Raw genomic sequence first — 21,455 nt, 5'->3', positions numbered from 1 at the left:
GTCCGCAACTCACCCACTTCGTGCCCGCAACCGGCCCACTTCGGTGGGGAGCAGTCCTACGGGCGCCGCGGCAGCAGCGCCCGGACCGACCGGGCCCGCAGCGCGCCGGCCCACAGGCCCGCGCCGTAGGCGAGGTCGTCGAGCCGCCGCGCCACCAGCCCGTACGGCGCACCGGGGTGCTCCACCCGCGCGACGACGGCGTCGACGACGAGCGCCGTCGCGACCATGCGCCGCATGGTGCGGCTCGGCAGGGCCAGGGCCACCGTCAGCGGCCACCAGTGCCGCAGCAGCAGCGCGGACTCCTGGCGGACCGCCCAGCCGAAGCCGCGGGCGACCAGTCCGGCCGCCAGGCGGTGTCGTCCGGATTCCACGGGGAGGCGGCGCTCGACCGAGACGAGCCCGGTCGCGAGTCCGGCCGCCACCACGGGGGCCGACCAGCGGCGCCGCGCGAGCAGGGCCGCCGCCGCGCCGGCCATCGGCAGGGAGAGCACGGCGGGCGCGATCCGGTCGCCGTGACGGGCGGCGAGCGGCGCGCCGCCGGTGCCGTAGACGAACTTGCGGCCGAGCCACCCGCCCATCCCCGGCCGTACGTCGTGCGCGGCCACCTCGTCGGGGTCGTAGCGCACCACCCCGCCCGCGGCGACGGTGCGCCAGACCAGGTCGACGTCCTCGCCGACGCGCATCGCGGCGTCGAAGCCGGGACGGATCGCGTCGGTACGGGCGACCAGGCAGGCGCTCGGCAGCCAGCCGACAGCGGCTCCGGGGCGGACCGCGCACGCGCGGGTGCCGAGGCTGAGCGACGAGGCCTGCTCGTCGTACCGCTCGAACCAGCGGGGGCGTGCGCTCCGCGCCCGGCCGGTGATCCGCGGGCCGGCGAGGGTGACGGCGGGGTCCTCGAAGTGCCGGGCCAGCCGGCGCAGCGTGGCGGCGTCGACGGTGACGTCGGAGTCGACGAAGGCGACATAGGGGGTGCGGACCCGCGCCAGGCCGGCGTTCCGGGCTCCGGCCGGGCCCACGTTGACGTCGAGCGGGACGACGGACGCGCCGTGCGCCGCGGCCACCCGGGCGACCGCCTCGGGGTCGCGGGAGGCGTCGTCGACGACGATCGTGGCCAGGGGTGCGACCGCGGCGAGAGCGCGGTCGAGCTGCTCGGGACGGTCGCGCACGGGGACGACGACGGTGAGCAGCCCCGGGTCGAGGCCCGGTCCGGTGAGGACGGGATCGGCGAGGTTGCCGTCGAGGAGCCGCCGCGCGACCAGTCCGCTCGCGCGGTCGCGCACGAGCAGGTCGTCGCCGTCCATCAGGGACCGGGCGCGTGGCGTCAGCCGCAGCGCCCGCAGCGGGGAGCCGCCCACGAGCAGGTCGCCGCCGTCCGCGCGCTCGACGTCGGCGCGCAGCCGGACCGCGAACCCGTCGGGCAGTGCGTCGTTCACGGCGCGAACCCGCCGTCGGCGTGGACGACCGAGCCGTTGACCGCCGCGCCCTCCACCGAGCAGCAGAACGCGATCACGGCGGCGACCTCGGCCGGGTCGAGCAGCCGCCGCAGCAGCTGGTTGCCGGCGAACTCCTCGACGTCGGACAGGCCGTAGAGCGCCGCGGTCGCGTCGAGCATCGGTGTGCGCGTCGAGCCCGGGGAGACCGCGCACGCGGTGACGCCGGTACCGACCAGGTCGGCGGCGAGGCCCTTGGTCAGGCCGACGACGGCGTGCTTCGCCGCGTTGTACGCCGCCAGGTGGTGCAGCCCGTGGTGCCCGGCCGCGGAGGCGACCGCGACGAACCGGCCGCCCGACGGGTCCGGACCGGCGAGCATCGCCGGGACCGCGACGGCGGCGGTGTTCCACACGCCCTTGACGTCGACGTCCCAGAGCAGGTCGAGATCGGCCTCGGGGGTCTCCCACAGGGGGCGGCCACCGGCGACGACCGCCGCAGCGGCGACGGCGGCGTCGAGCCGGCCCCAGCGGTCGAGCGCGAGGTCGACGGCGCCGGCCAGCGCGGCCCGGTCGCGGACGTCGGCGACGCAGCCGATGACGTCGGCGTGGTCCGCGTGGCTGTCGTGGCCGTCGTGGCTGTCGTGGCCGTCGTGGCCGTCGTGACCGTCGTCGAGCGGCAGCTCGTCGACCGCGACCACCCGGTCGCCGCGCGCGACGAGCGCGCGCACGGTCGCCGCGCCGATCCCGCGGGCGGCACCGGTGACCAGGACGACCCGGCCGGCCCGGCCGTCCATCAGGATCCGCCCACCGCGCGGACCACGTCGCCGACCATCGAGGCCAGGACGACGGCGCCCTCCTCGGCGCTCGCCCCCGCGGGGTCGCCGAGCACGCCGTTGGGCGAGACCGCCTTGACGCCGCCGGCGATCATCGCGGGCAGCAGCTCCTCGATCGTGCCGGTGTTGCCGGCCTCGGCACGGTCGACGCGGACGTTCCACGGCGCGAGGTGCAGCATCAGCGAGGTCTCGGTCCGCCCGGCGTGCAGGTCGACGTCCTCGGTCGCGCAGGCCACCCAGGACACGTCGTGCCCCTCGTCGGCGAGCTGCCGGACGGCGCCGCGCAGGGCGGTCAGGTTGCCGCCGTGGGCGCTGACGAGCACGACCCGCGCGGCCCAGGTCCGCATCGAGCGGGTGAGCTCGACGACGACCTGGTGCAGCACGTCGGTCCCGATCGAGCTGGTCCCGGCGAAGTCCTGGTGCTCGCCGCTGGAGCCGTACGACAGTGCCGGCGCCACCAGCACGTCATAGTCACGCAGCGCCAGCAGTCGGGCCGCCTCGGTCGCCACCGCGGTCGCGATGACCGTGTCGGTGTCGAGCGGCAGGTGCGGCCCGTGCTGCTCGATCGAGCCGACCGGGACGAGCACCGTCGCCCCGGCCGGGAGGCCGGGGGAGGTGGCTGCCGCCAGCGCCCGCTCCATGGTCACGGCCTCGCGGTCGCCGGCTCGGGCACGCCGAGCGCCCGGTCGAAGCCCTCGGGGATCAGCAGGTGCTCGGGCCGCAGCTCGCTCGTCGAGGAGAGCGCGAGCCCGCGCAGCGCGGAGTCGACGCCGCCGGAGAGCACGTCGAGGACGTTCTCGACGCCCGCCTGGCCGTTGGCCGCGAGGCCCCACAGGTACGCGCGGCCGATGAGCACGGCCTTGGCACCCAGGGCGAGCGCCTTGACCACGTCGGAGCCGCGCCGCACGCCGCCGTCCATGACGACGTCGATCTGGTCGCCGACCGCCTCGGCGATCGGGCGGACCATCCGGATCGCGGCCGGCGTCCCGTCGAGGTTGTTGCCGCCGTGGTTGGAGACCGAGATGCCCGCGACACCGGCGTCGACGGCCCGCAGCGCGTCGTCGACGCGGCACACGCCCTTGAGCACGAACGGCGTACCGCTGATCTGGGCCCAGGTCTCGCGCATCCACACGACGTCCTCCCACGAGGGCGGCGGCGTGGTCATCCACTCGTAGTAGGCGCCGAAGAACGTCGGCGCCTCGCCGCCCGGAGGCGCCAGGTTGGGCGCGGTCAGGTCGGGGAGCTTGCCGGTCTGGCGGAACTGCTGGCCGAACTGCCACATCCAGCGGCCCTTGGTCGCGACCTTGGGCGCGAGCCGGATCATCGCCTTGAGGTCGACCTTCTCGGGGATCTCGGGGCTGCCCCAGTCGCGTCCCATCGAGAACGACCAGTCCAGCGTGGCGATCAGGCCCTTCGCGCCGGCGTTGTGGGCGCGGGTCATCCGCTGGATCATCGTGTCGCGCTCGCCGGTCCAGTACATCTGGAAGAACGTCGTCGCGCCGGTCGCGGTGACCTCCTCGACGCTCTTGGAGGCGAAGTTCGACAGACCCATGATCGTGCCGCGGGCGGCGGCCGCGCGGGCCACGGCGACCTCGCCGTCGGGGTGCACCGCCTGGACGCCGGTCGGGCTGATGATCACCGGGCTGCCGAGGGTGTGGCCGAAGACCGTCGTCGCCTGGCTGCGCTCGGGGAGCTGGCCCACGACGTGCGGGGCGAGGCCGAGCTCGGCGAACGCGGCCTGGTTGTCGCTCACGCTCTGGCCGCGCTCGGACCCGGCCACCAGGGCGCCGTACACGGGCTGGGGGAGGTGCTTGCGCGCCCGCTCCTGGGCGACGGCGACGGACTCGAACCAGGGGTTCTGCTTCCAGGGGTTCTCGATCTTCATGGTGCGGGATTCCTCAGGTCTGGTCGGGGACGAAGCCGGCGAGCGGGCTCTCCGCGCAGTCGGAGACCGGCGGGCGGGTGAGCAGCGTGAGCATCACCGGCTGGTTGCGCGTGGGGTTGGTCTTGGAGTGGTCCTGGCTCGCGGGCGGGATCACCCGGTCGCCGGCGAGCGCCTGCTCGCCGTACCCCTGGACGCACTCGGGGTCGGGGCCGTCGAGCGGGAGCCCGGTGAAGAACTTCGCGGCCATGCAGCCGCCGCGGCACGAGTCGTAGAACTGGCACTTCGCGCACGCCCCGCCGGTCTGGGGGGAGCGCAGCTCCTGGAACAGCGGCGAGGTCTGCCAGACCTGCTGGAAGCCGCCCTCGATCAGGTTGCCGGCCAGGAAGTTGTCGTGGATCGCGAACGGGCAGGCGTAGACGTCGCCGACCGGGTCGATCAGGCAGACCACGCGCCCCGCGCCGCACAGGTTGAGGCCCGGCAGGGACTCGCCGAACGCCGCGAGGTGGAAGAACGAGTCGCCGGTCAGCACCTGCTCGCCGTCGGCGGTGTGCGCCATCAGCCAGTCGTAGAGCTCGCGCTGCTGCTCGGGGAGGGGGTGCAGCTCGTCCCAGACGTCGGCGCCGCGGCCGCTGGGGCGCAGCCGGGTCAGGCGCAGGGTGGCGCCGTACTGGTCGGCGAGGGCCTTGAACTCGTCGAGCTGGCCGATGTTCTGGCGGGTGCAGACGACGCTGATCTTGGCGTCCTGGAAGCCGGCGTCCTGCAGGTTCTGCAGGGCGCGCAGGGCGGTGTCGTAGGAGCCCGGGCCGCGCACGTAGTCGTTGACCTCGGCGGTCGCGCCGTCGAGGGAGATCTGCACGTCGACGTAGTCGGTGCTGGCCAGGAAGCGGGCGCGCTCGGGGGTGATCCGGACGCCGTTGGTGGAGAACTTCACGCCGACCTGGTGGTCGACGGCGTACTCCAGGAGCTCCCAGAAGTCCGGGCGGATCGTCGGCTCGCCGCCGCCGATGTTGACGTAGAAGACCTGCATCCGCTGGAGCTCGTCGATGACGGCCTTGCACTGCTCGGTGGACAGCTCGCGCGGGTCGCGCCGGCCGCTGCTCGACAGGCAGTGCGCGCACTCCAGGTTGCAGGCGTAGGTGAGCTCCCAGGTGAGGCAGATCGGGGCGTCGAGGCCGTACTCGAACTGCTGGACCAGGGTGCCGGTCTGGGGCCGCTCGGGGGCGAGGGTCATGCGCTCTTCTCCTCGGCGATCGCGCCGACGGGGCGCGGGCGGATCATGTCGGTCGCGGCCAGCCCGCGCAGGGCGGCCGCATAGGTGGCGTGCTGGGAGGCCGGGACGCCCGCGTTCTCCAGGGCGGTCCGTACGTCGGGGGCCGCGGCGAGACCGCGGACCACCGCGACCAGCTCGGGTCGCTTGAGGAACGTCAGCTTGCGGTTGCCGAAGTGGTAGGCGAGCGCGCCGAAGGGCTCGGGGCGCAGCGCGACCGACGGCGAGAGCGTCCACGGCTCTCCCAGCAGGGCGTCCATCAGTAGACGCCGCACATGCCGTCGATCGAGACCTCCTCGATGAGGTCCTCGGCGACGAGCTCGTCCTGGTGCTCGTTCTCGGGGTTCATGGCACACCTCCTTGGTTGACCTGTGGTGCCGGACACACTAATGGCACTCGTGGTCAAAAAGGAAGGCTCGCGCCGTGCTAACTTGCGGCGCCATGGTCGAAGCAGCGCGGACGTCCGCACGGGGCCGCCCCGTCGCGACCAGTCACGCCGCGATCGAGCAGGCCGCCTTCACGCTCTTCACCGAGCGCGGCTTCGCCTCGACCACGCTCGACGACATCGCCCGGGCGACCGGCGTCGGCCGGCGCACGCTGTTCCGGTACTTCGAGTCCAAGAACGACATCCCCTGGGGCCGCTTCGACCTCACCCTCGCCGGGTTCCGCGAGCTGCTCGCCGCCCAGCCGCACGACCTGCCGCTGCACGAGGCGGTGCACCGCGCCGTCATCGCGTTCAACCGGTTCCCCGGCGACGCCCGGCCCAGCCACCGCGACCGGATGCGCCTGATCCTCACCACGCCCGAGCTCGAGGCGCACTCGGTGCTGCGCTACGCCGACTGGCGCGCGGTCATCGCCGACTACGTCGCCGAGCGCACCGGCGAGGCGCCGGGAGACCTGCGTCCCCAGCTCGTCGCGCACGTCTCGCTCGCGCTCGCCATGACGGCTTACGAGGCGTGGCTGGGGGACGAGGACGCCGAGCTGGAGGACCTGCTCGACCGCTCGATGGCCGCGCTGCGCGACCACCTGGGCGTCGTACCCGGTTAAGGCGGTCGCGGAGAGGGCCTCCCGCAGGGGATCATGGGCGGGTGAGCGGCGCGACGACCGAGACCGGTCCTGAGGGGGAGGAGCTCGGCCCCCACGAGGACGAACCCCACGAGCAGGGCTTCAACAACCGGCTCAACTGGCTGCGCGCCGGCGTCCTCGGCGCCAACGACGGCATCGTGTCGACCGCCGGCATCGTGCTCGGCGTGGCCGGCGCGACCACCGACCGGTCCGCGATCCTCATCGCCGGCGTCGCCGGGCTCGCCGCCGGCGCGATGAGCATGGCCGCCGGCGAGTACGTCTCGGTCAGCACCCAGCGCGACTCCGAGGAGGCGCTCCTGGCCAAGGAGAAGCGCGAGCTGCGCGAGGACCCCGAGGACGAGCTCGCCGAGCTCGCCGGGCTCTACGTCGACAAGGGCCTCGAGCCCGACCTCGCCCTCGAGGTGGCCAAGCAGCTCACCGCCAAGGACGCCCTCGCCGCGCACGCCGAGGTCGAGCTCGGCATCGACCCCGACGACCTCACCAACCCCTGGATGGCCGCGCTCGCGTCGATGCTCTCCTTCACCCTCGGCGCCCTGCTCCCGCTGCTCACGATCCTGTTCGTCAGCGACGACCTGCGGGTCGGCGTCACCGTCGGCGCCGTCGTCCTCGCCCTCGCGGTGACCGGCTGGGCCAGCGCCCGCTTCGGCTACGGCTCCCCGGGCCGCGCCGTCGCCCGCAACGTCCTCGGCGGCCTGCTCGCCATGCTCGTCACCCACGGCATCGGCCAGCTGGTCGGCACCCAGGTCTAGGGTTCCTCGACCTATGCGCATCTTCACCGCCGTCATCCCCACCCCGGACGCCGTCGACCACCTCGACGCCTTCCTCGAGCCCCGCCGCGCCGCCGCCGACTTCCGCTGGACCCGCGCCGAGCAGCTCCACCTCACCCTCGCCTTCATGGCCTCCGTCCCCGAGCCCCGCGTCGACGACTACGTCGACCGCCTCGCCGAGTCCCTCGACGACATCACCCCGGCACCGGCACAGCTCGCGGGCGCCGTCGTGTTCCCGAACGTCGCCGAGGGCCGTATCCTCGCCACCGGGGTCACCGGCACGGCCCCCTTCGCCCAGCTCGCCGTACGGGCGCGCAACGCCGCCGTCATCTCGGGCATCGAGGTCGACGGCCAGCGCTTCCGCCCCCACGTCACCGTCGCCCGGACCGGCGGACGGCCGACCGAGCTGACCAGCTGGGTGCGGCTGCTGGAGACCTACGAGGGTCCGGAGTGGTCGGTGGGGGCCGTCGCGGTCGTCGCGTCGCACCTGGGCGAGGGGGCTCGCCGTACGCCTCGGTACGAGACCCTCGCCGAGATCCAGCTCTGACACCCGCCCCCGCCGAAGTCGCGGGGTTGCCCCGCGAAGTGGCACGTTCCGGCGGGCGAAGTAGCAGGGTTGGCCCTCTGAGGGTGCAGGTTTCCTGGGGCGAGGTCGCAGGGTGGCCGGTGAGCTGGGTTGCGGTGGCGGCCGCGCTTAGCCGGCCGTCTCCCGGCGTCAAGGACCCTCGCCGCTCGGTCCGCTTCGCGGCGCCCTTCGGGCGTCCTTGACTGCGGGGCCCTGACGGCGGCTGGGCGGCGCGACAACGGCACGGGCTCCGCCCGCGCCGCCGCGGTGCGGCCGCCACCTCCGGCGCCTTCGGCGCCTCCGCCCGCAGACGGCCAGGGGCCCGGATCCTGGTGGATCCGGGCCCCTGGCTTGTTGTGCGTGGGTGCGGGCTGGGTCAGTCCAGCGCGCGGACGATGTCCTCGACCCGGTCCTTCGCGTCGCCGAACAGCATCTGGCTGTTCTCGCGGAAGAACAGCGGGTTCTGGACACCGGCGTAGCCGGCGGCCATGGAGCGCTTGAAGACGATGACGTCCTTGGCGTTCCAGACCTCGAGGACCGGCATGCCCGCGATCGGGGAGCTGGGGTCCTCGGCGGCGGACGGGTTGACGGTGTCGTTCGCGCCGATGACCAGGACGACGTCCGTCTCGGGGAAGTCGTCGTTGATCTCGTCCATCTCGAGCACGATGTCGTAGGGCACCTTGGCCTCGGCCAGCAGCACGTTCATGTGGCCGGGGAGGCGACCCGCGACGGGGTGGATGCCGAAGCGTACGTCGACACCCTTGGCGCGAAGCTTGGCGGTGAGGTCCGCGACGGGGTACTGCGCCTGCGCGACGGCCATGCCGTAGCCGGGCGTGATGACGACCGACGAGGCGTTGGCGAGGAGCTCGGCGGCGGCGTCGGCCTGGATCTCGCGGTGCTCGCCGTAGTCCTTGTCCTCGGCGGGGCCGGCCTCGATGCCGAAGCCGCCGGCGATGACGGAGATGAACGAGCGGTTCATCGCCTTGCACATGATGTACGACAGGTAGGCACCGGAGGAGCCGACGAGCGCACCGGTGACGATGAGCAGGTCGTTGCCGAGCAAGAAGCCCGAGGCGGCCGCGGCCCAACCGGAGTACGAGTTGAGCATCGAGACCACGACCGGCATGTCGCCGCCGCCGATGGAGGCGACGAGGTGCCAGCCGAGGGCCAGGGCGAGGACGGTGAGGACGACCAGGATGATGTCCTGGCCGGTGCCCTCGTCGAGGCTCACGTAGACGATCGTCAGGATCGCGAACAGCACGAGCGAGCCGATGTTGATGAAGTTCTTGCCCGGCAGCATGAGCGGGGCGGACTTCATCTTCGCCGAGAGCTTGAGGTTGGCGACGATCGATCCGGTGAAGGTGACCGCACCGATGAAGATGCCGATCGCGACCTCGGCCTCGTGGATGTTGACCAGGCTCGGGAGCGGCTCGTGCGAGCCGAGGATGTGGCCGTTCCAGCCGATCGCGACGGCGGCCAGACCCACGAACGAGTGCAGCAGCGCGATGAGCTCGGGCATGCCGGTCATCTCGACGATCTTGGCGCGCCACAGGCCGATGGCCGCGCCGATGGCGACCGCGGCGAGCATCAGGACGATGACCAGCGCGCGGTTGTCGATGAACTCGCTCGCGTCGATGACGAGCGCGATGGTCGCCACGAGGGCGACCGCCATGCCGACGATGCCGAACGTCAGGCCGTTCTTGGCCGACTCGTGCTTGGACAGGCCCGCCAGCGACAGGATGAACAGCAGGGCGGCGACGATGTACGCCGCTCCGGTGATCGAGGTGATGTCCATGGATCAGGCTCCCTTGCTGAACATCGAGAGCATGCGGCGCGTGACCGCGAACCCACCGAAGACGTTGATCGAGGCGAGCAGGATCGCCACCAGCGAGAGACCCAGCACGAGGTTGTCGTTGCTGGGCACCTGCAGCAGCGCGCCCACGACCACGACACCCGAGATGGCGTTGGTGACCGACATCAGCGGGGTGTGCAGGGCGTGCGCAACCTTGCCGATCACGTAGTAGCCGATCACGATCGACAGCATCAGCACGGTGAAGTGCCGGCGCAGCTCGTCGGTCGGCGCCAGCGCGTTGACCAGCCAGAACAGGCCGATGGCGCCGAGCACGAGGCCGACCTTGGCGCCGGCCGACATCGGGGGCTTGGTCTCCTTGACCGGAGCCGCCGCGGCGGGCGCGGCGGCCGGGGCCGCCGAGACCTGCACGGCCGGCGGCGGCCAGGTCGACTCGCCATCCCGTACGACGGTGATGCCGCGCTGCACGACGTCGTCGAAGTCCAACGTCAGGTTGCCGTCCTTCTCCGGGGTCAGCAGCTTGAGCAGGTTGACGATGTTGGTGCCGTAGAGCTGCGACGTCTGCGCGGCCAGGCGGCCGGCGAGGTCGGTGTAGCCCAGGATCGTGACGCCGTTGTCGGTGACGACCTTCTGGTCGGTGACCGTGCCGGCGGCGTTGCCGCCGTTGGCGGCGGCCATGTCGACGATGACCGAGCCGTTGCGCATGCCGGCGACGGTCTCGGCGGTGATCAGGGACGGCGCGGGGCGGCCCGGGATCAGCGCGGTGGTGATGACGATGTCGGCGGCGCGCGCCTCCTCGTCGTACATCGCGGCGGTCGCGGCGACCTGGGCCTCGGACATCTCCTTGGCGTAGCCGTCGGAGGAGACCTCCTGCTCCATGTCGACGTGGACGAACTGCGCGCCCATCGACTCGACCTGCTCGGCGACCTCGGGGCGTACGTCGAACGCGCGCACGATGGCGCCCATCGCGGACGCCGCACCGATCGCGGCGAGGCCGGCGACACCGGCGCCGACGACGAAGACGCGGGCCGGCGGGATCTTGCCCGCGGCGGTGACCTGGCCGGTGAACATCCGGCCGAACTCGTGGGCCGACTCGACGACGGCGCGGTAGCCCGCGACGTTGGCCATCGAGGACAGCACGTCCATCGACTGCGCGCGGCTGATCCGCGGGACCGCGTCCATCGCGAGGCCGGTCACGCCCTGCGCCTGGAGCTTGTCGATCAGCTCCGGGCTGCGGCCCGGCGCCATCATCGAGATGATCGTCGCACCCTGCTTGAGGCGGCCGATCTCCTCGTCCGTGGGGGCGTTGACCTTGACGACGACGTCAGCGGCCCACACCTCCTGCGTCGTACCGACCCGCACTCCGGCCTCGGTGAACGCGGTGTCGGGCTGGTCGGCGTGGTCGCCGGCGCCCGACTCGACGATCACGTCGTAGCCGAGGTTGGTCAGTTGGGATACGGTCTTGGCGGTCGCCGCAACCAGGGATTCGCCCGGTTTCGACTCGCGCGGGATGCCGATGAGCATCAAGCCTCCAGCCCTTCTGTGGATAAACGCGAGTCAACCTACACAGAGGGCACCCTCTTACGGGGGGCGTCTTACGTGTGACGTACATCTAGGGCGCGACCGTTGCGCCCAGCGGGACTGGTGTGGCTTCTCAGCCCGCCGCGATGCCGTAGAGGCGGTCGCCGGCGTCGCCGAGGCCCGGGACGATGTAGCCCTTCTCGTTCAGCTTCTCGTCCATGGCCGCGGTGACCACGGTCACCGGGATCTCGAGGTCGGCCAGCTCCTGCTCCAGGCGCGCGCAGCCCTCGGGCGCGGCGAGCAGGGTGACCGCGGTGATGTGGTCGGCACCCCGGTCGACGAGGAACCGGATCGCCGCGGCGAGCGTGCCGCCCGTCGCGAGCATCGGGTCGACGACGTAGCACTGGCGCCCGGACAGGTCCTCGGGCAGCCGCTCGGCGTACGTCGTCGCCTCGAGAGTCTCCTCGTTGCGCACCATGCCCAGGAAGCCGACCTCGGCGGTCGGGAGCAGCCGCATCATGCCGTCGAGCATGCCGAGCCCCGCCCGCAGGATCGGTACGACGAGCGGGCGCGGCGTCGCCAGCCGGATCCCCGTCGTCGGCGCCACCGGCGTCTCGATCCGGGTCGGCTCGACCCGCACGTCCCGGGTCGCCTCGTAGGCGAGCAGGGTCACCAGCTCGTCGGCCAGCGAGCGGAACGTGGGGGAGTCGGTGTCCTTGTCCCGGAGCACGGTCAGCTTGTGGGCGACGAGCGGGTGGTCCACGACGATGGTGCGCATGGCGTGAGCCTAGTAGTGCCCCGCCGAAATCCTCTGGTCCTGTGCCCGATCCCGTGTCACGCTGAGGACATGCCCGCAAGCGACGCCGTCGACTTCGCGCTGGCCGCCTACCGCGAGGAAGGCGTCTGGCGGGTCGCCGAGCTGACCCCCGACCACGCCACGGACGTCGACGGGCTCGCCTCGGCGCTGCGCCGGTTCCCCGGTGACGGAGGTGCGGTCGGCATGGTCGCCGTCGACGAGGACTTCTTCGTCGTGGTCCGCGTCGCCGGGGCGCGCACCCGGGTGATGCTCTCCGACATCACCGCGGCGACCGAGTGGGAGCTGGCCGCGATCGTGGTCGAGCACCTCGGGCTGCCCGTGGTCGATGACGACGACGATCCCGAGCCGGCCGGGGACCTCGAGCTCCTCAGCGACCTCGGGGTCGACGCGATGGACCTGGCGGCGATCCTCGACGACGACGAGCTCTACCCCGACGAGATGCTCTCCGAGATCGCCCGCGGCCTCGGCTTCGGCGACCTCTTCGACGACGTCGTCGGCCTCACCTCGGCGTGAGGCGCGCCTGGGAGGCGCCGATGCGGGCGGCCCTGGCCGAGGCGTCGGCGGCGCTCGCGACGGGCGACGTACCGATCGGCGCGGTCGTGCTCGATGCGTCCGGTGCGGTGGTCGGGACCGGCCGCAACGTCCGCGAGCGGGACGCCGACCCGACCGGGCACGCCGAGGTGGTCGCGCTGCGCGAGGCCGCGCGCGCCCGGGAGGAGTGGCGGCTGACCGGCTGCACCCTGGTCGTGACCCTGGAGCCGTGCACGATGTGCGCCGGGGCCGCCGTGCTGTCCCGGGTCGACCGCGTCGTCTTCGGCGCGTACGACGACAAGGCCGGCGCCGTCGGCTCCCTCTGGGACGTCGTGCGGGACCGCCGGCTCAACCACCGCCCTGAGGTGGTCGCCGGGGTGCTCGAGGCAGAGTCGGTCGCGCTGCTCGACGGGTTCTTCGCCGAGCACCGATGAGTCGGCCGCCCGGCGGCGGTCAGGATGTCATGGACCTCATCGACTTCGTCCCGGCCACGGCGACCCTGCGCGACCTGGTCGCCTCGGTCACCGACGACCAGCTCGGCGCCCCCACGCCCTGCCCCGACTACACCGTCGGCGACCTCGTCGAGCACGTCGGCGGGCTGGCGATCGCCTTCGCCGGCGCGGCCCGCAAGCAGCCCGTGCCGGGCTCCGAGGAGGGCGGCAGCGGCGACGCCTCCCGGCTCGAGCCGGGCTGGCGCACGCGGATCGACACGGACCTGGCCGACCTCGCCGCGGCCTGGTCGGTGCCGGCGGCCTATGAGGGGGAGACCCAGGCGGGGCCGTTCCTCATGCCGGCGCCCGAGGCCGCCGCGGTCGCGCTGGACGAGGTGGTCGTCCACGGGTGGGACCTGGCGACGGCGCTCGGCCGGCCGTTCGTCGTACGGGAGGAGGACGTGGCGGTGTGCCTGGCGTTCGCCGAGCCGTTCTCGACCCCCGAGGCGGTGGCGATGCGCGCACCGGCGTTCGGGCCCGTCGTACCGGTGCCGGACGGGGCGCCGGCCCTCACCCGTCTGCTCGGACTTCTCGGTCGGTCAGCAGGCGCGAGCGGATGAGGAACCGGACGCCGTAGGGCGCCTCCAGCGAGAAGCCCGCGCCCCGGCCGGGCACGACGTCGATGGTGAGGTGGGTGTGCGACCAGTACTCGTGCTGGGCGCGCGACATCCACACCGGCACCGGCCGGTCCAGGCCGACGTCGAGGTCGCCGAGGTGGACATCGGCGTCGCCCAGCAGGAACTCGCCGTCGGGGTAGCACATCGGCGCCGACCCGTCGCAGCACCCGCCGGACTGGTGGAACATGACCGGACCGTGCGCCTCGGTGAGGCGGCGGAGGAGCTCCGCCGCCTCACCGGTGACCGCGACGCGCTCCATCAGAAGAAGCCGAGCGCGTCCGGGCTGTACGAGACCAGCAGGTTCTTGGTCTGCTGGTAGTGGTCGAGCATCATCTTGTGGTTCTCGCGGCCGATGCCCGACTGCTTGTAGCCGCCGAACGCCGCGTGCGCCGGGTAGGCGTGGTAGTTGTTCGTCCACACCCGGCCCGCCTGGATCGCCTTGCCGGCGCGGAACGCCTGCGCCCCGTCGCGCGACCAGACGCCGGCACCGAGCCCGTAGAGCGTGTCGTTGGCGATCTTGAGGGCGTCCGCCTCGTCGTCGAAGCCGGTGAGCGAGACGACCGGGCCGAAGATCTCCTCCTGGAAGATCCGCATCGAGTTGTCGCCCTCGAAGACGGTCGGCGTCACGTAGTACCCGCCGGCGAGGTCGCCGTCGAGGATCGCGCGCTCGCCGCCGGTGAGGATCTTCGCGCCCTCCTCCTTGCCGATCTCGATGTACGACAGGATCTTCTCGAGCTGGTCGTTGGACGCCTGCGCGCCGATCATCGTGGTGTCGTCGAGCGGGTTGCCCTGCTTGATCGCCTCGACCCGCTTGACCGCGTCGTGCACGAAGTCGGAGTAGATGCTGCGCTGCACCAGCGCGCGGCTCGGGCAGGTGCAGACCTCGCCCTGGTTGAGCGCGAACATCGCGAAGCCCTCGAGCGACTTGTCGTAGAAGGCGTCGCGGTCGCTGGCGACGGACTCGAAGAAGATGTTCGGGCTCTTGCCGCCGAGCTCCAGCGTCACCGGGATGATGTTCTGGCTGGCGTACTGCATGATCAGGCGCCCGGTCGTGGTCTCGCCGGTGAACGCCACCTTGGCCACGCGCGGCGACGACGCCAGTGGCTTGCCCGCCTCGACGCCGAAGCCGTTGACGATGTTGAGCACACCGGCCGGCAGCAGGTCCCCGACGAGCTCGACCAGCTTGAGGATCGACCAGGGCGTCTGCTCGGCCGGCTTGAGGACGACGGCGTTGCCGGCGGCCAGGGCGGGCGCGAGCTTCCAGACCGCCATCAGGATCGGGAAGTTCCACGGGATGATCTGGCCGACCACGCCCAGCGGCTCGTGGAAGTGGTAGGCGATCGTGTTCTCGTCGATCTCACCGATGGAGCCTTCCTGGGCCCGCAGCGCGCCCGCGAAGTAGCGGAAGTGGTCGATCGCGAGCGGGATGTCGGCGGCGAGCGTCTCGCGTACCGGCTTGCCGTTCTCCCAGGTCTCCGCGACGGCGATGGCGGTCAGGTTCGCCTCCATCACGTCGGCGATCTTGAGCAGGATGTTGGACCGCTCGGTCGTCGAGGTCCGTCCCCACGCCGGCGCCGCCGCGTGCGCCGCGTCGAGCGCCGCCTCGACGTCCTCGGCCGTGCCGCGGGCGATCTCGGTGAACGGCTTGCCGTTGACCGGCGAGATGTTCTCGAAGTAGTCGCCCTGGATCGGGTCGACCCACTGGCCGCCGATGAAGTGGCCGTAGCGGGGCGCGACGGTGACCAGCGAGTCGGGCTGGCCGGGTGCTGCGTAGACGGTCATGTGCGTGCTCCAGTGTGTCGTCGGAACGCCGTCGTTGTGACGGCGGTCACGACGCTAGGAGCGGGAACGTTGCGGGTGCGTTGCGTCAGCCGAGCTCGGCGTCGAGCCGGGCCAGCTGACCCTCGACCAGCGCGCGCATCGGCGACGTCGCCGGTACGGCGGACCGCTGGGCCAGCCACATCTCGTAGTCGTCGCGGCCCCACCCCGAGCGGGTCCAGGCCGACATCAGCTCGGGCGTGCCCGAGCGCAGCAGCGCCTGGCGCACCGAGGCGGCGAGGCGTTCGCGCAGGGCGACGATGCCGGGTGCGGTCGAGCGGGGCAGCACCGGGCCGCCGTACCCCTGCATGGCGGCGCGGAGGTCGCCCGCCGCGAGCTGCGCCTCGACCGCCAGCCAGTCGCCGGTGACCGGAGCGGTGAGCCGGTACGGACGCGAGGCGAGCAGCTCGTCGCCGAGCAGCCCGCGCAGCCGGTTGAGCTCGGCGCGCAGGGTGGAGGTGCCGCCGTCCTCCTCGTAGAGCAGGACGGCGAGCTCGTCGCCGGTCAGGCCGCCGGGCGTGGCCGCGAGCAGGGCGACGATCTCGCTGTGCCGGCGGCTGAGCCGGATCCGGGAGAGGCGCGCGCGGCCGTCGTCCACGGTGACGAGGGCCTCGTCGTGGCCGAGCAGCTCGAGGAGGAGGCGCACGCCCGTCGTACGGGCGTCGGTGGGGGCGGGCGGCGGCGGTGCCTGCCGGGCCAGCTCGGCCTCGGCCAGCCGCGCCGCGGCCCGCACCATCGCCATCGTCTGCGGTACGACGAGCGCATCCCCGCCCGTCACGTCCAGCACCCCCAGCAACCGGCTGGTCAGCGGATCGTGGATCGGCGTCGCCGCACAGCTCCACGACCGCACCGCCGACCGGAAGTGCTCCTCGCGCGTCACCAGCGCCTCACGCCCGGTCGCCAGCGCCAACCCCGGCGCATTGGTCCCGACCAGCCGCTCGTCCCAGTTGCTGCCCTCGACGAACCCGATCCGCTCCGCCTGCCGCAGGGTCTCCGGCGTCCCGCAGACCCACAGGAGGGTCCCCTCGGCGTCCGCCAGCGCCATCACCGCCCCGCAGTCGCGCACCTCGCGCCCCAGGACGTCGTCCAGCAACGGGAACACGCGCGCCAGCGGATGCGCCTCGCGCCGCCCCCGCAGGTCCGGCGTCTCCAGCGTGATCGGCGCATCCCCCTGCCCGACCTCCACCCCGGCCGCCGCCGAGCGCTCCCACGACGCCGCCACCTCGGCCCGCATGTGCGGCCGCGCGGCGTCCGGACTCATGACTTCAGTAGACAACGTCGTCCCCCATGTGACCAGGGTCTCTCCCCGCGACTCTGCTCGTCGTACGTTGCATGGACGTTGCATCGGCCCCTCCGGAGGGATCGCGAGGTCGATTTCGGGCGTGGCGCGGCGCTCCGGTAAGGTTCCCCGCGGTGGCGTGTCCGAGCGGCCTAAGGAGAACGCCTCGAAAGCGTTTGTGGGTGCAAGCCCACCGAGGGTTCAAATCCCTCCGCCACCGCCAGCACCATGAGAAGGGCCCCGAGTCACTAGCGCTCGGGGCCCTTTCTCGTTCCCGACGTCAGTGCCGTGGGCGGCCCATGGAGCGTGCAGCCGTGGGTCTGGTCTGGAAGTTTTCCTGGCAATTCTGGTTGAACGGGGGCATTCTGTCGGGGCTGCCGGCGCGTCGTGCCCGTCGGCCCGACTGCTGAGGAAGGTGACGTGTCCGGTCGTTCGAAGTCTCCTCGGAGTGTCCTCGGTATACGCCTCTGGCTTCTGGTCGGCACCGGCCTCGTCACGGCTGCCGTCCTGGCATGGACCACGCTGGTCAACCTTTCGGCGCCGCTCCTGGTGGTGGGCGTAGCCGTCAACGGGTTCGCGGGCGGCACCTATCTGGTCCTCACGCTGTGGGACCACACGCGCCGCACGCCTCGGCATCCGAGCCCGACCGTCCCGTCTGCGCCCGCCCTGAGTCTCGTCCGGCGGATGCGTGTCGAGGGCGATGAGATGTCTGCGGACGCCGCTGCCTATTACCTGCAGATGGCGCTCGACCCCTATCGGTACACCGTCCGGGCGTCCGACCGGATCAATCCGACGTCGCGTGCCTACAGCCAGTCCAGAGATCAGCTGATCGCCATCCCGAAGAAGCTGAGCGCGGCGCAGGTGGCAGTGCCGATCGACCTGGTGGTGAAGTCGACGCTCACCAACTACCTGGGCGTGTCAGGACCCGAGGGGCGTCCCCTCTCCCCTCTCTCGCACGCGGCTACCGTCGCGCACTCGTGGATGGCGATCAGGACGCTTCTTCAGACCCTCGACCCGATCGTGCATCACGCCATTGCTCTTCAGCAGGCGGACATTCTCCGGTTCCTCTGCTTGACCGACTATCGCGAGGATGACCGAGCCGAAGCGACGAATCTGTGCCAGATGATCACCACCGAGATTCAGTCGCACAAGACTCAGGCGAACGCCAAGAAGGTCGACCTCATCTGCGGCTTTCTCGAAGCGATGATCAGTACCCGGCCGCTCGTCGTGATGATCGACCCTGTCTGGGCAACTCACCAGTACGACCTCGCTGGTAGCCGGCTGGTTCGGATCGTGATCGAGCGCCGGATCGTGCCGATCCTGTCCTACGGTCAGGGTCGGCGAGAGCGCTTCTCCGAATGGGTGCGGGCCCAGCTGGGGGTGAGAAGCGTGCGAATCTCCATCCCGTTGGCATCGAGCAACCGAGCGCGCAGCTACCACCTCGAGGTGCTCGGTCCCGAGGGGACCTATCTCGCCGCTCAGCGCCTCATCGACTCGAAGGGTGACTGGATCGGCACCGAGGTGCCCTGCAAGCTCACGCCTCGGAATGGCCAGCGGTTCTCGCACCTCTACGTCTCGGGGCATCGTGACGCCCGTCTGGGAATCAACGCCCGGCTGTCGACTGCGCACTACGTGGCGAGCTTCTTCGAACGCCCCCCTGGTCAGGTGGCGGCCGCCACCCTGGTCGCGTGGGGCGGGGTTGCCGTGACTCTCCTGGCCGCGACCGCGCGCCTCGTGGAGGGTGCGGTGGTCGAGTCGACCGACGTGGTCGCGATTCTCCTGAGCGTCCCGGCAGCGCTGTCAGCCTGGCTAGGACTCGGGCTGGCGACCCCGCACTGTTATGCGGCAGTCTCGCGGATGCTGCCCCTGGCCACCCTGGGCTTCGCGATTGGTGCGTCGGTTCTGTTCCTCTTCTCCGGGAGTCACGATCCTGTGCCGTTCGATCAGATTTCCGAGCACGCCCTGTACCGGCAATGGCTGGCTCTTATTCTCGGAATGTCGTGGGTAGCGATCGCCGGCAGCATTTCCTGGTTCTCGCGGGTGGCGATCTATCGGCACTTCGTCTCACGCAACCCGCTCAGCGATCTCGGAATATTCGAAGGCCCGGCGCACGCTACGGGGCAGGGTGCATGATGGGCACCGAGGAAGGAGCTGGTCGGATGTCCGCGAACGAGGATCCTGCCGCCCGCGACGGCGGCGGCCCAGCAGCTTGGACTTTTCCTGACATGGCGCCGCTCCTGATGCCCCAGGTTGCGGTCGACGCGGGCATCTACGTCAGCGGCGTGGCCGAGATCTTCGAGCTCGGGTCACTGGATGACGACGCGGTTGCCAAAGAGAAGTCGGTGCGGCGCTCCATCCCGGTGAGCAAGGACAATGCCTTGCTGGACCCCGCGACCTTCTCCGAGCAGGTCGCGCTCAGCGGTCTCAGCGTTCCGCCGCATCTCCTCGACGTCGCTTGGGACCTGGCTTGGGACTGCAACCTTCGGAGTGTCGCGGATGCGCGTCGGAGCCTCTACCCGCAACGGGTGAGGTTGCTCCTGTCCACGCTGCGAAGTGTGCTCCCGACGACAGATCAGAAGGAACAGGAGTACGCGGCGTTGATCGCGATCATCCTGTACTCCGACGATCTGTCGCCGGCTGATCTTGCGATCTGCGCCCGTGAGATTGCCGATGACGTGACCCGCGGACCGTTGGCGCGGTACATGTCGCCGGTGCCCGTGGGCGCGACCAGAGACGACGAGCTCAGGCCGCCGGCCACGACCTCCGAGGAACGTTCAACGCCGCGGCGGCGTGGCGGTCGATCGCGATGAGCTCGTCACGATCGACCCATAGAGCTCTGGAATCGCTTCCGATGGCGGCAATCGCTGCGTCGGAGAGGGTGCCGCTGACGCCGATGACGACTTCGCGGTAGAACGCATCTGAGACGAGGGTCTCGATGCGCGCGCTCGAGAGTCGAACGCCGGTATGACGGACGAACTGAACCATCGTGACGTCCATCGGCAGCTGGCCGCCGCATAGGTACTCGCCGGGCGCGACGAGACGCCCCCCGCGCGACCTGACCGCGAGGATCTCGTCATGGTGGCGCACGAGGACGGCGACAAACACGACCGTGCGCGAGCGCCGCGGGATATCGCCCCAGGAGCGCCGTGCTGCGTCAGCCAGGGTCTGCTGTGCCCGACGAACTCCATTTCGCGCGGATCTCACGAGAAAATGCTAGTCGAATCCAGAAGAAATGCGGCTAGAACTAACAGAGAGAATGCCCTTCTCGAATTGTCCGATGCTGGCTGGGCCGGACCGGATACGGCCCAGCAGGCACGGTCCTCCGCCCCGACCTGAAACCATGTCCCCATGGACGACCTGCGGACTCTCCACCGCACGCTCGACCTCTGCCTCAAGGTCGGCGAGGTCCTGCTCTCCTCCGGCGCCGGCGCACCGGACGTCGTCGCCACCATGCGCGCCGTCGCCCGGTCGCTCGGCATCCGGCACACCCAGGTGGACGTGACGTTCACGTCGCTGGCGATGAGCGTCCAGCAGGGGGCCGATGAGGCGCCGGTGGTGCAGATCCGGCAGGTGACGCAGCGGGAGATCGACTACGAGGACCTGACCCGGGTCGATCACCTGGTTCGGGACGTCGTCGCGGGGCACGTCGATCTCGAGGAGGCGCGCAACCGGCTGGCGCAGATCGTGTCGTCGGGGCACGCGCGGCCGCGGTGGGCGGCGACGCTCGGGTGGGGGCTGATGTGTGCGGGCGTCGGGCTGCAGCTCGGCGGCAACCTGGTGGTGGTGCTGGTGGCGATGCTGGCGGCGATCTGCATCGACCGGCTCCAGTTGCTGATGACGCGGCGGCGGCTGCCGCTCTTCTACCAGCAGGTGGCGGGTGGGGTGGTCGCGACGGTGCTGGCGGCGCTCGGTACGCGGTTGGCCGAGCCGTGGCTGCACCTCAACGCGTCGTTGGTCGTGACGGCCAACATCATCATGCTGCTGGCGGGCATCGGGTTCATGGGGGCGATCCAGGATGCGCTGTCGGGCTTCTTCGTGACCGGTGGGGCCCGCATCCTCGAGGCGGTGCTGGCCACGGCGGGCATCATCGCGGGGGTCAGTGGCGGGTTGTCGTTGTGCGCGGCGGTGGGGTTGGAGGTGCCGCGGCTGACGTTGCCGCGCTTCGACCTCGTGGGGGTGAGTGCGGTCGGGGTCGGTGGGGCGATCGCGGCGGCGGCGTTCGCGTTCGCGTCGTACGCGCCGCTGCGGACCCTGCTGCCCGTCGGCCTCCTCGGAGGTACGGCGCTCGCCGCGACCGAGATCATGGGCGAGGCCGGTTTCGGCCGCACCTGGGCGGTCGGGCTGTCGGCGTTCGTGATCGGCCTGTTCGGCTACACGGTCGGCCGCCAGTTCCGGGTGCCGCCGCTGGTGGTCGTGGTGTCGGCGGTCGTGCCGATGCTGCCCGGCCTGTCGATCTACCGCGGCCTCTTCCTGCTCGGCGAGGAGGGCGGCCAGCAAGCCGCCCAGGGCCTCCTCGCGATGGTCACCGCCGCCTCGATCGCCATCGCGCTCGCGTCCGGCGTCATCCTCGGCGAGTACGTCGCCCAGCCGGTCATGCGCGAGGCCCGACGGGTCGAGGCGCGGCTCGCCGGACCGCGCCTGGTCGGCGTCACCCGGGTACGACGGAACCGTCGGCGCCGGGACCCCGAGTCCCGGTGATCCGGGGCGGTTGCCCCTGGTACCCGGGTCACCGGGCACC

Annotated in this window: 23 protein-coding genes and 1 tRNA gene; 10 read left to right on the top strand and 14 right to left on the bottom strand. The window is 71.6% G+C overall.

The annotated features are described in order from the left end of the window. Window positions 1–56: 56 nt before the first annotated feature. From mftF to mftA, 7 genes are read right to left on the bottom strand one after another with little or no spacing between them, the layout of a single operon-like run. Window positions 57–1,433: a mycofactocin biosynthesis glycosyltransferase MftF gene (gene mftF / locus M0M48_RS21450; RefSeq protein WP_257752683.1), complete on the bottom strand. Its 1,377-nt coding sequence runs from the start codon at window positions 1,431–1,433 to the stop codon at window positions 57–59. Continuing rightward, on the bottom strand, window positions 1,430–2,224 hold the full coding sequence (locus tag M0M48_RS21445; RefSeq protein ID WP_257752682.1) for a mycofactocin-coupled SDR family oxidoreductase: 795 nt from the start codon (window positions 2,222–2,224) through the stop codon (window positions 1,430–1,432). Before M0M48_RS21445 ends, mftF begins: the two co-directional genes overlap by 4 nt. Further along, window positions 2,224–2,904 (bottom strand): mycofactocin biosynthesis peptidyl-dipeptidase MftE, encoded by a 681-nt coding sequence (mftE, locus tag M0M48_RS21440; RefSeq protein WP_257752681.1) that lies wholly within the window; start codon window positions 2,902–2,904, stop codon window positions 2,224–2,226. The genes M0M48_RS21445 and mftE overlap by 1 nt, the downstream gene beginning before the upstream one ends. 2 nt (window positions 2,905–2,906) lie before the next feature. Further along, complete coding sequence (gene mftD, locus M0M48_RS21435) at window positions 2,907–4,148, bottom strand: pre-mycofactocin synthase MftD (RefSeq protein WP_257752680.1); 1,242 nt, start codon at window positions 4,146–4,148, stop codon at window positions 2,907–2,909. A 13-nt stretch (window positions 4,149–4,161) separates the two neighbouring features. Further along, window positions 4,162–5,379 carry a mycofactocin radical SAM maturase gene (gene mftC, locus M0M48_RS21430; RefSeq protein WP_257752679.1) on the bottom strand — a complete coding sequence of 406 codons (1,218 nt, stop codon included), beginning with the start codon at window positions 5,377–5,379 and terminating at the stop codon, window positions 4,162–4,164. Further along, window positions 5,376–5,675, bottom strand: a complete 300-nt coding sequence (mftB, locus tag M0M48_RS21425) for a mycofactocin biosynthesis chaperone MftB (RefSeq protein WP_252372600.1) — start codon at window positions 5,673–5,675, stop codon at window positions 5,376–5,378. The genes mftC and mftB overlap by 4 nt, the downstream gene beginning before the upstream one ends. Beyond that, complete coding sequence (gene mftA, locus M0M48_RS21420) at window positions 5,675–5,764, bottom strand: mycofactocin precursor MftA (RefSeq protein ID WP_075018440.1); 90 nt, start codon at window positions 5,762–5,764, stop codon at window positions 5,675–5,677. Before mftA ends, mftB begins: the two co-directional genes overlap by 1 nt. A gap of 92 nt (window positions 5,765–5,856) precedes the next feature. On the opposite strand from mftA, the gene mftR reads away from it, so the two are divergent. From mftR to thpR, 3 genes are read left to right on the top strand one after another with little or no spacing between them, the layout of a single operon-like run. Then, on the top strand, window positions 5,857–6,462 hold the full coding sequence (gene mftR, locus M0M48_RS21415; protein WP_257752678.1) for a mycofactocin system transcriptional regulator: 606 nt from the start codon (window positions 5,857–5,859) through the stop codon (window positions 6,460–6,462). A 41-nt stretch (window positions 6,463–6,503) separates the two neighbouring features. Next, window positions 6,504–7,250 (top strand): VIT1/CCC1 transporter family protein, encoded by a 747-nt coding sequence (locus M0M48_RS21410; RefSeq protein WP_215812593.1) that lies wholly within the window; start codon window positions 6,504–6,506, stop codon window positions 7,248–7,250. Window positions 7,251–7,263: 13 nt separating this feature from the next. Then, window positions 7,264–7,815 carry an RNA 2',3'-cyclic phosphodiesterase gene (gene thpR, locus M0M48_RS21405; protein ID WP_257752677.1) on the top strand — a complete coding sequence of 184 codons (552 nt, stop codon included), beginning with the start codon at window positions 7,264–7,266 and terminating at the stop codon, window positions 7,813–7,815. A gap of 394 nt (window positions 7,816–8,209) precedes the next feature. Here the strand turns inward: thpR and pntB are convergent, their stop codons facing one another. From pntB to upp, 3 genes are all read right to left on the bottom strand, one after another. Then, window positions 8,210–9,628, bottom strand: coding sequence for a Re/Si-specific NAD(P)(+) transhydrogenase subunit beta (gene pntB, locus M0M48_RS21400; RefSeq protein ID WP_257752676.1), 1,419 nt, complete (start codon window positions 9,626–9,628; stop codon window positions 8,210–8,212). Window positions 9,629–9,631: 3 nt separating this feature from the next. After that, on the bottom strand, window positions 9,632–11,167 hold the full coding sequence (locus M0M48_RS21395) for a Re/Si-specific NAD(P)(+) transhydrogenase subunit alpha (RefSeq protein WP_257752675.1): 1,536 nt from the start codon (window positions 11,165–11,167) through the stop codon (window positions 9,632–9,634). A 130-nt stretch (window positions 11,168–11,297) separates the two neighbouring features. Continuing rightward, a complete protein-coding gene (upp, locus tag M0M48_RS21390) occupies window positions 11,298–11,942 on the bottom strand; it encodes a uracil phosphoribosyltransferase (protein ID WP_257752674.1) in 645 nt (214 codons plus the stop codon). Between the two features lie 69 nt (window positions 11,943–12,011). Between upp and M0M48_RS21385 the strand changes: the two genes are divergently transcribed. The 3 genes from M0M48_RS21385 to M0M48_RS21375 are packed head-to-tail and all read left to right on the top strand — an operon-like array spanning window position 12,012 to window position 13,563. Next, on the top strand, window positions 12,012–12,494 hold the full coding sequence (locus M0M48_RS21385; protein ID WP_215812598.1) for a tRNA adenosine deaminase-associated protein: 483 nt from the start codon (window positions 12,012–12,014) through the stop codon (window positions 12,492–12,494). A 20-nt stretch (window positions 12,495–12,514) separates the two neighbouring features. After that, window positions 12,515–12,946, top strand: coding sequence for a nucleoside deaminase (locus tag M0M48_RS21380; RefSeq protein WP_257752673.1), 432 nt, complete (start codon window positions 12,515–12,517; stop codon window positions 12,944–12,946). A gap of 29 nt (window positions 12,947–12,975) precedes the next feature. Further along, window positions 12,976–13,563 (top strand): TIGR03086 family metal-binding protein, encoded by a 588-nt coding sequence (locus tag M0M48_RS21375; RefSeq protein WP_257752672.1) that lies wholly within the window; start codon window positions 12,976–12,978, stop codon window positions 13,561–13,563. On the opposite strand, the gene M0M48_RS21370 is transcribed toward M0M48_RS21375, so the two are convergent. From M0M48_RS21370 to M0M48_RS21360, 3 genes are all read right to left on the bottom strand, one after another. Beyond that, window positions 13,514–13,879: a DUF779 domain-containing protein gene (locus tag M0M48_RS21370; protein ID WP_215812601.1), complete on the bottom strand. Its 366-nt coding sequence runs from the start codon at window positions 13,877–13,879 to the stop codon at window positions 13,514–13,516. The two genes, M0M48_RS21375 and M0M48_RS21370, sit on opposite strands and share 50 nt — an antisense overlap. Then, entirely contained in the window at window positions 13,879–15,402 is a 1,524-nt protein-coding gene (gene exaC, locus M0M48_RS21365) for an acetaldehyde dehydrogenase ExaC (RefSeq protein WP_257752671.1), read from the bottom strand. The genes M0M48_RS21370 and exaC overlap by 1 nt, the downstream gene beginning before the upstream one ends. A gap of 85 nt (window positions 15,403–15,487) precedes the next feature. Next, complete coding sequence (locus M0M48_RS21360) at window positions 15,488–16,699, bottom strand: GAF domain-containing protein (RefSeq protein WP_257752670.1); 1,212 nt, start codon at window positions 16,697–16,699, stop codon at window positions 15,488–15,490. A gap of 151 nt (window positions 16,700–16,850) precedes the next feature. On the opposite strand from M0M48_RS21360, the gene M0M48_RS21355 reads away from it, so the two are divergent. The 3 genes from M0M48_RS21355 to M0M48_RS21345 all read left to right on the top strand — a co-directional run bounded on the left by M0M48_RS21355 (window position 16,851) and on the right by M0M48_RS21345 (window position 19,527). Further along, a tRNA-Ser gene (locus M0M48_RS21355) sits at window positions 16,851–16,940 on the top strand. 197 nt (window positions 16,941–17,137) lie between these two features. Next, window positions 17,138–18,850 carry a hypothetical protein gene (locus M0M48_RS21350; protein ID WP_257752669.1) on the top strand — a complete coding sequence of 571 codons (1,713 nt, stop codon included), beginning with the start codon at window positions 17,138–17,140 and terminating at the stop codon, window positions 18,848–18,850. Between the two features lie 26 nt (window positions 18,851–18,876). Further along, a complete protein-coding gene (locus tag M0M48_RS21345; protein WP_257752668.1) occupies window positions 18,877–19,527 on the top strand; it encodes a hypothetical protein in 651 nt (216 codons plus the stop codon). On the opposite strand, the gene M0M48_RS21340 is transcribed toward M0M48_RS21345, so the two are convergent. Continuing rightward, window positions 19,460–19,921 carry a hypothetical protein gene (locus M0M48_RS21340; protein WP_257752667.1) on the bottom strand — a complete coding sequence of 154 codons (462 nt, stop codon included), beginning with the start codon at window positions 19,919–19,921 and terminating at the stop codon, window positions 19,460–19,462. The two genes, M0M48_RS21345 and M0M48_RS21340, sit on opposite strands and share 68 nt — an antisense overlap. Window positions 19,922–20,065: 144 nt before the next feature. Between M0M48_RS21340 and M0M48_RS21335 the strand changes: the two genes are divergently transcribed. After that, on the top strand, window positions 20,066–21,415 hold the full coding sequence (locus M0M48_RS21335; RefSeq protein WP_257752666.1) for a threonine/serine exporter family protein: 1,350 nt from the start codon (window positions 20,066–20,068) through the stop codon (window positions 21,413–21,415). Window positions 21,416–21,455: the final 40 nt, after the last annotated feature.

Origin of the sequence: Pimelobacter simplex (assembly GCF_024662235.1) — a bacterium.
Taxonomy (GTDB): Bacteria; Actinomycetota; Actinomycetes; order Propionibacteriales; family Nocardioidaceae; genus Nocardioides.
The sequence above is the reverse complement of the archived record's forward strand: the minus strand, read 5'-3'. Positions and strand labels throughout refer to the sequence as shown.

Excerpts from the sequence above, each read along its gene's own strand:
- M0M48_RS21445 (WP_257752682.1), bottom strand. The coding sequence starts at position 2,224 with ATGGACGGCCGGGCCGGCCGGGTCGTCCTGGTCACCGGTGCCGCCCGC.
- mftE (WP_257752681.1), bottom strand. The coding sequence starts at position 2,904 with ATGGAGCGGGCGCTGGCGGCAGCCACCTCCCCCGGCCTCCCGGCCGGG.
- mftD (WP_257752680.1), bottom strand. The coding sequence starts at position 4,148 with ATGAAGATCGAGAACCCCTGGAAGCAGAACCCCTGGTTCGAGTCCGTC.
- mftC (WP_257752679.1), bottom strand. The coding sequence starts at position 5,379 with ATGACCCTCGCCCCCGAGCGGCCCCAGACCGGCACCCTGGTCCAGCAG.
- mftB (WP_252372600.1), bottom strand. The coding sequence starts at position 5,675 with ATGGACGCCCTGCTGGGAGAGCCGTGGACGCTCTCGCCGTCGGTCGCG.
- mftA (WP_075018440.1), bottom strand. The coding sequence starts at position 5,764 with ATGAACCCCGAGAACGAGCACCAGGACGAGCTCGTCGCCGAGGACCTC.
- mftR (WP_257752678.1), top strand. The coding sequence starts at position 5,857 with ATGGTCGAAGCAGCGCGGACGTCCGCACGGGGCCGCCCCGTCGCGACC.
- thpR (WP_257752677.1), top strand. The coding sequence starts at position 7,264 with ATGCGCATCTTCACCGCCGTCATCCCCACCCCGGACGCCGTCGACCAC.
- pntB (WP_257752676.1), bottom strand. The coding sequence starts at position 9,628 with ATGGACATCACCTCGATCACCGGAGCGGCGTACATCGTCGCCGCCCTG.
- M0M48_RS21395 (WP_257752675.1), bottom strand. The coding sequence starts at position 11,167 with ATGCTCATCGGCATCCCGCGCGAGTCGAAACCGGGCGAATCCCTGGTT.
- upp (WP_257752674.1), bottom strand. The coding sequence starts at position 11,942 with ATGCGCACCATCGTCGTGGACCACCCGCTCGTCGCCCACAAGCTGACC.
- M0M48_RS21385 (WP_215812598.1), top strand. The coding sequence starts at position 12,012 with ATGCCCGCAAGCGACGCCGTCGACTTCGCGCTGGCCGCCTACCGCGAG.
- M0M48_RS21380 (WP_257752673.1), top strand. The coding sequence starts at position 12,515 with ATGCGGGCGGCCCTGGCCGAGGCGTCGGCGGCGCTCGCGACGGGCGAC.
- M0M48_RS21375 (WP_257752672.1), top strand. The coding sequence starts at position 12,976 with ATGGACCTCATCGACTTCGTCCCGGCCACGGCGACCCTGCGCGACCTG.
- M0M48_RS21370 (WP_215812601.1), bottom strand. The coding sequence starts at position 13,879 with ATGGAGCGCGTCGCGGTCACCGGTGAGGCGGCGGAGCTCCTCCGCCGC.
- exaC (WP_257752671.1), bottom strand. The coding sequence starts at position 15,402 with ATGACCGTCTACGCAGCACCCGGCCAGCCCGACTCGCTGGTCACCGTC.
- M0M48_RS21360 (WP_257752670.1), bottom strand. The coding sequence starts at position 16,699 with ATGAGTCCGGACGCCGCGCGGCCGCACATGCGGGCCGAGGTGGCGGCG.
- M0M48_RS21345 (WP_257752668.1), top strand. The coding sequence starts at position 18,877 with ATGTCCGCGAACGAGGATCCTGCCGCCCGCGACGGCGGCGGCCCAGCA.
- M0M48_RS21335 (WP_257752666.1), top strand. The coding sequence starts at position 20,066 with ATGGACGACCTGCGGACTCTCCACCGCACGCTCGACCTCTGCCTCAAG.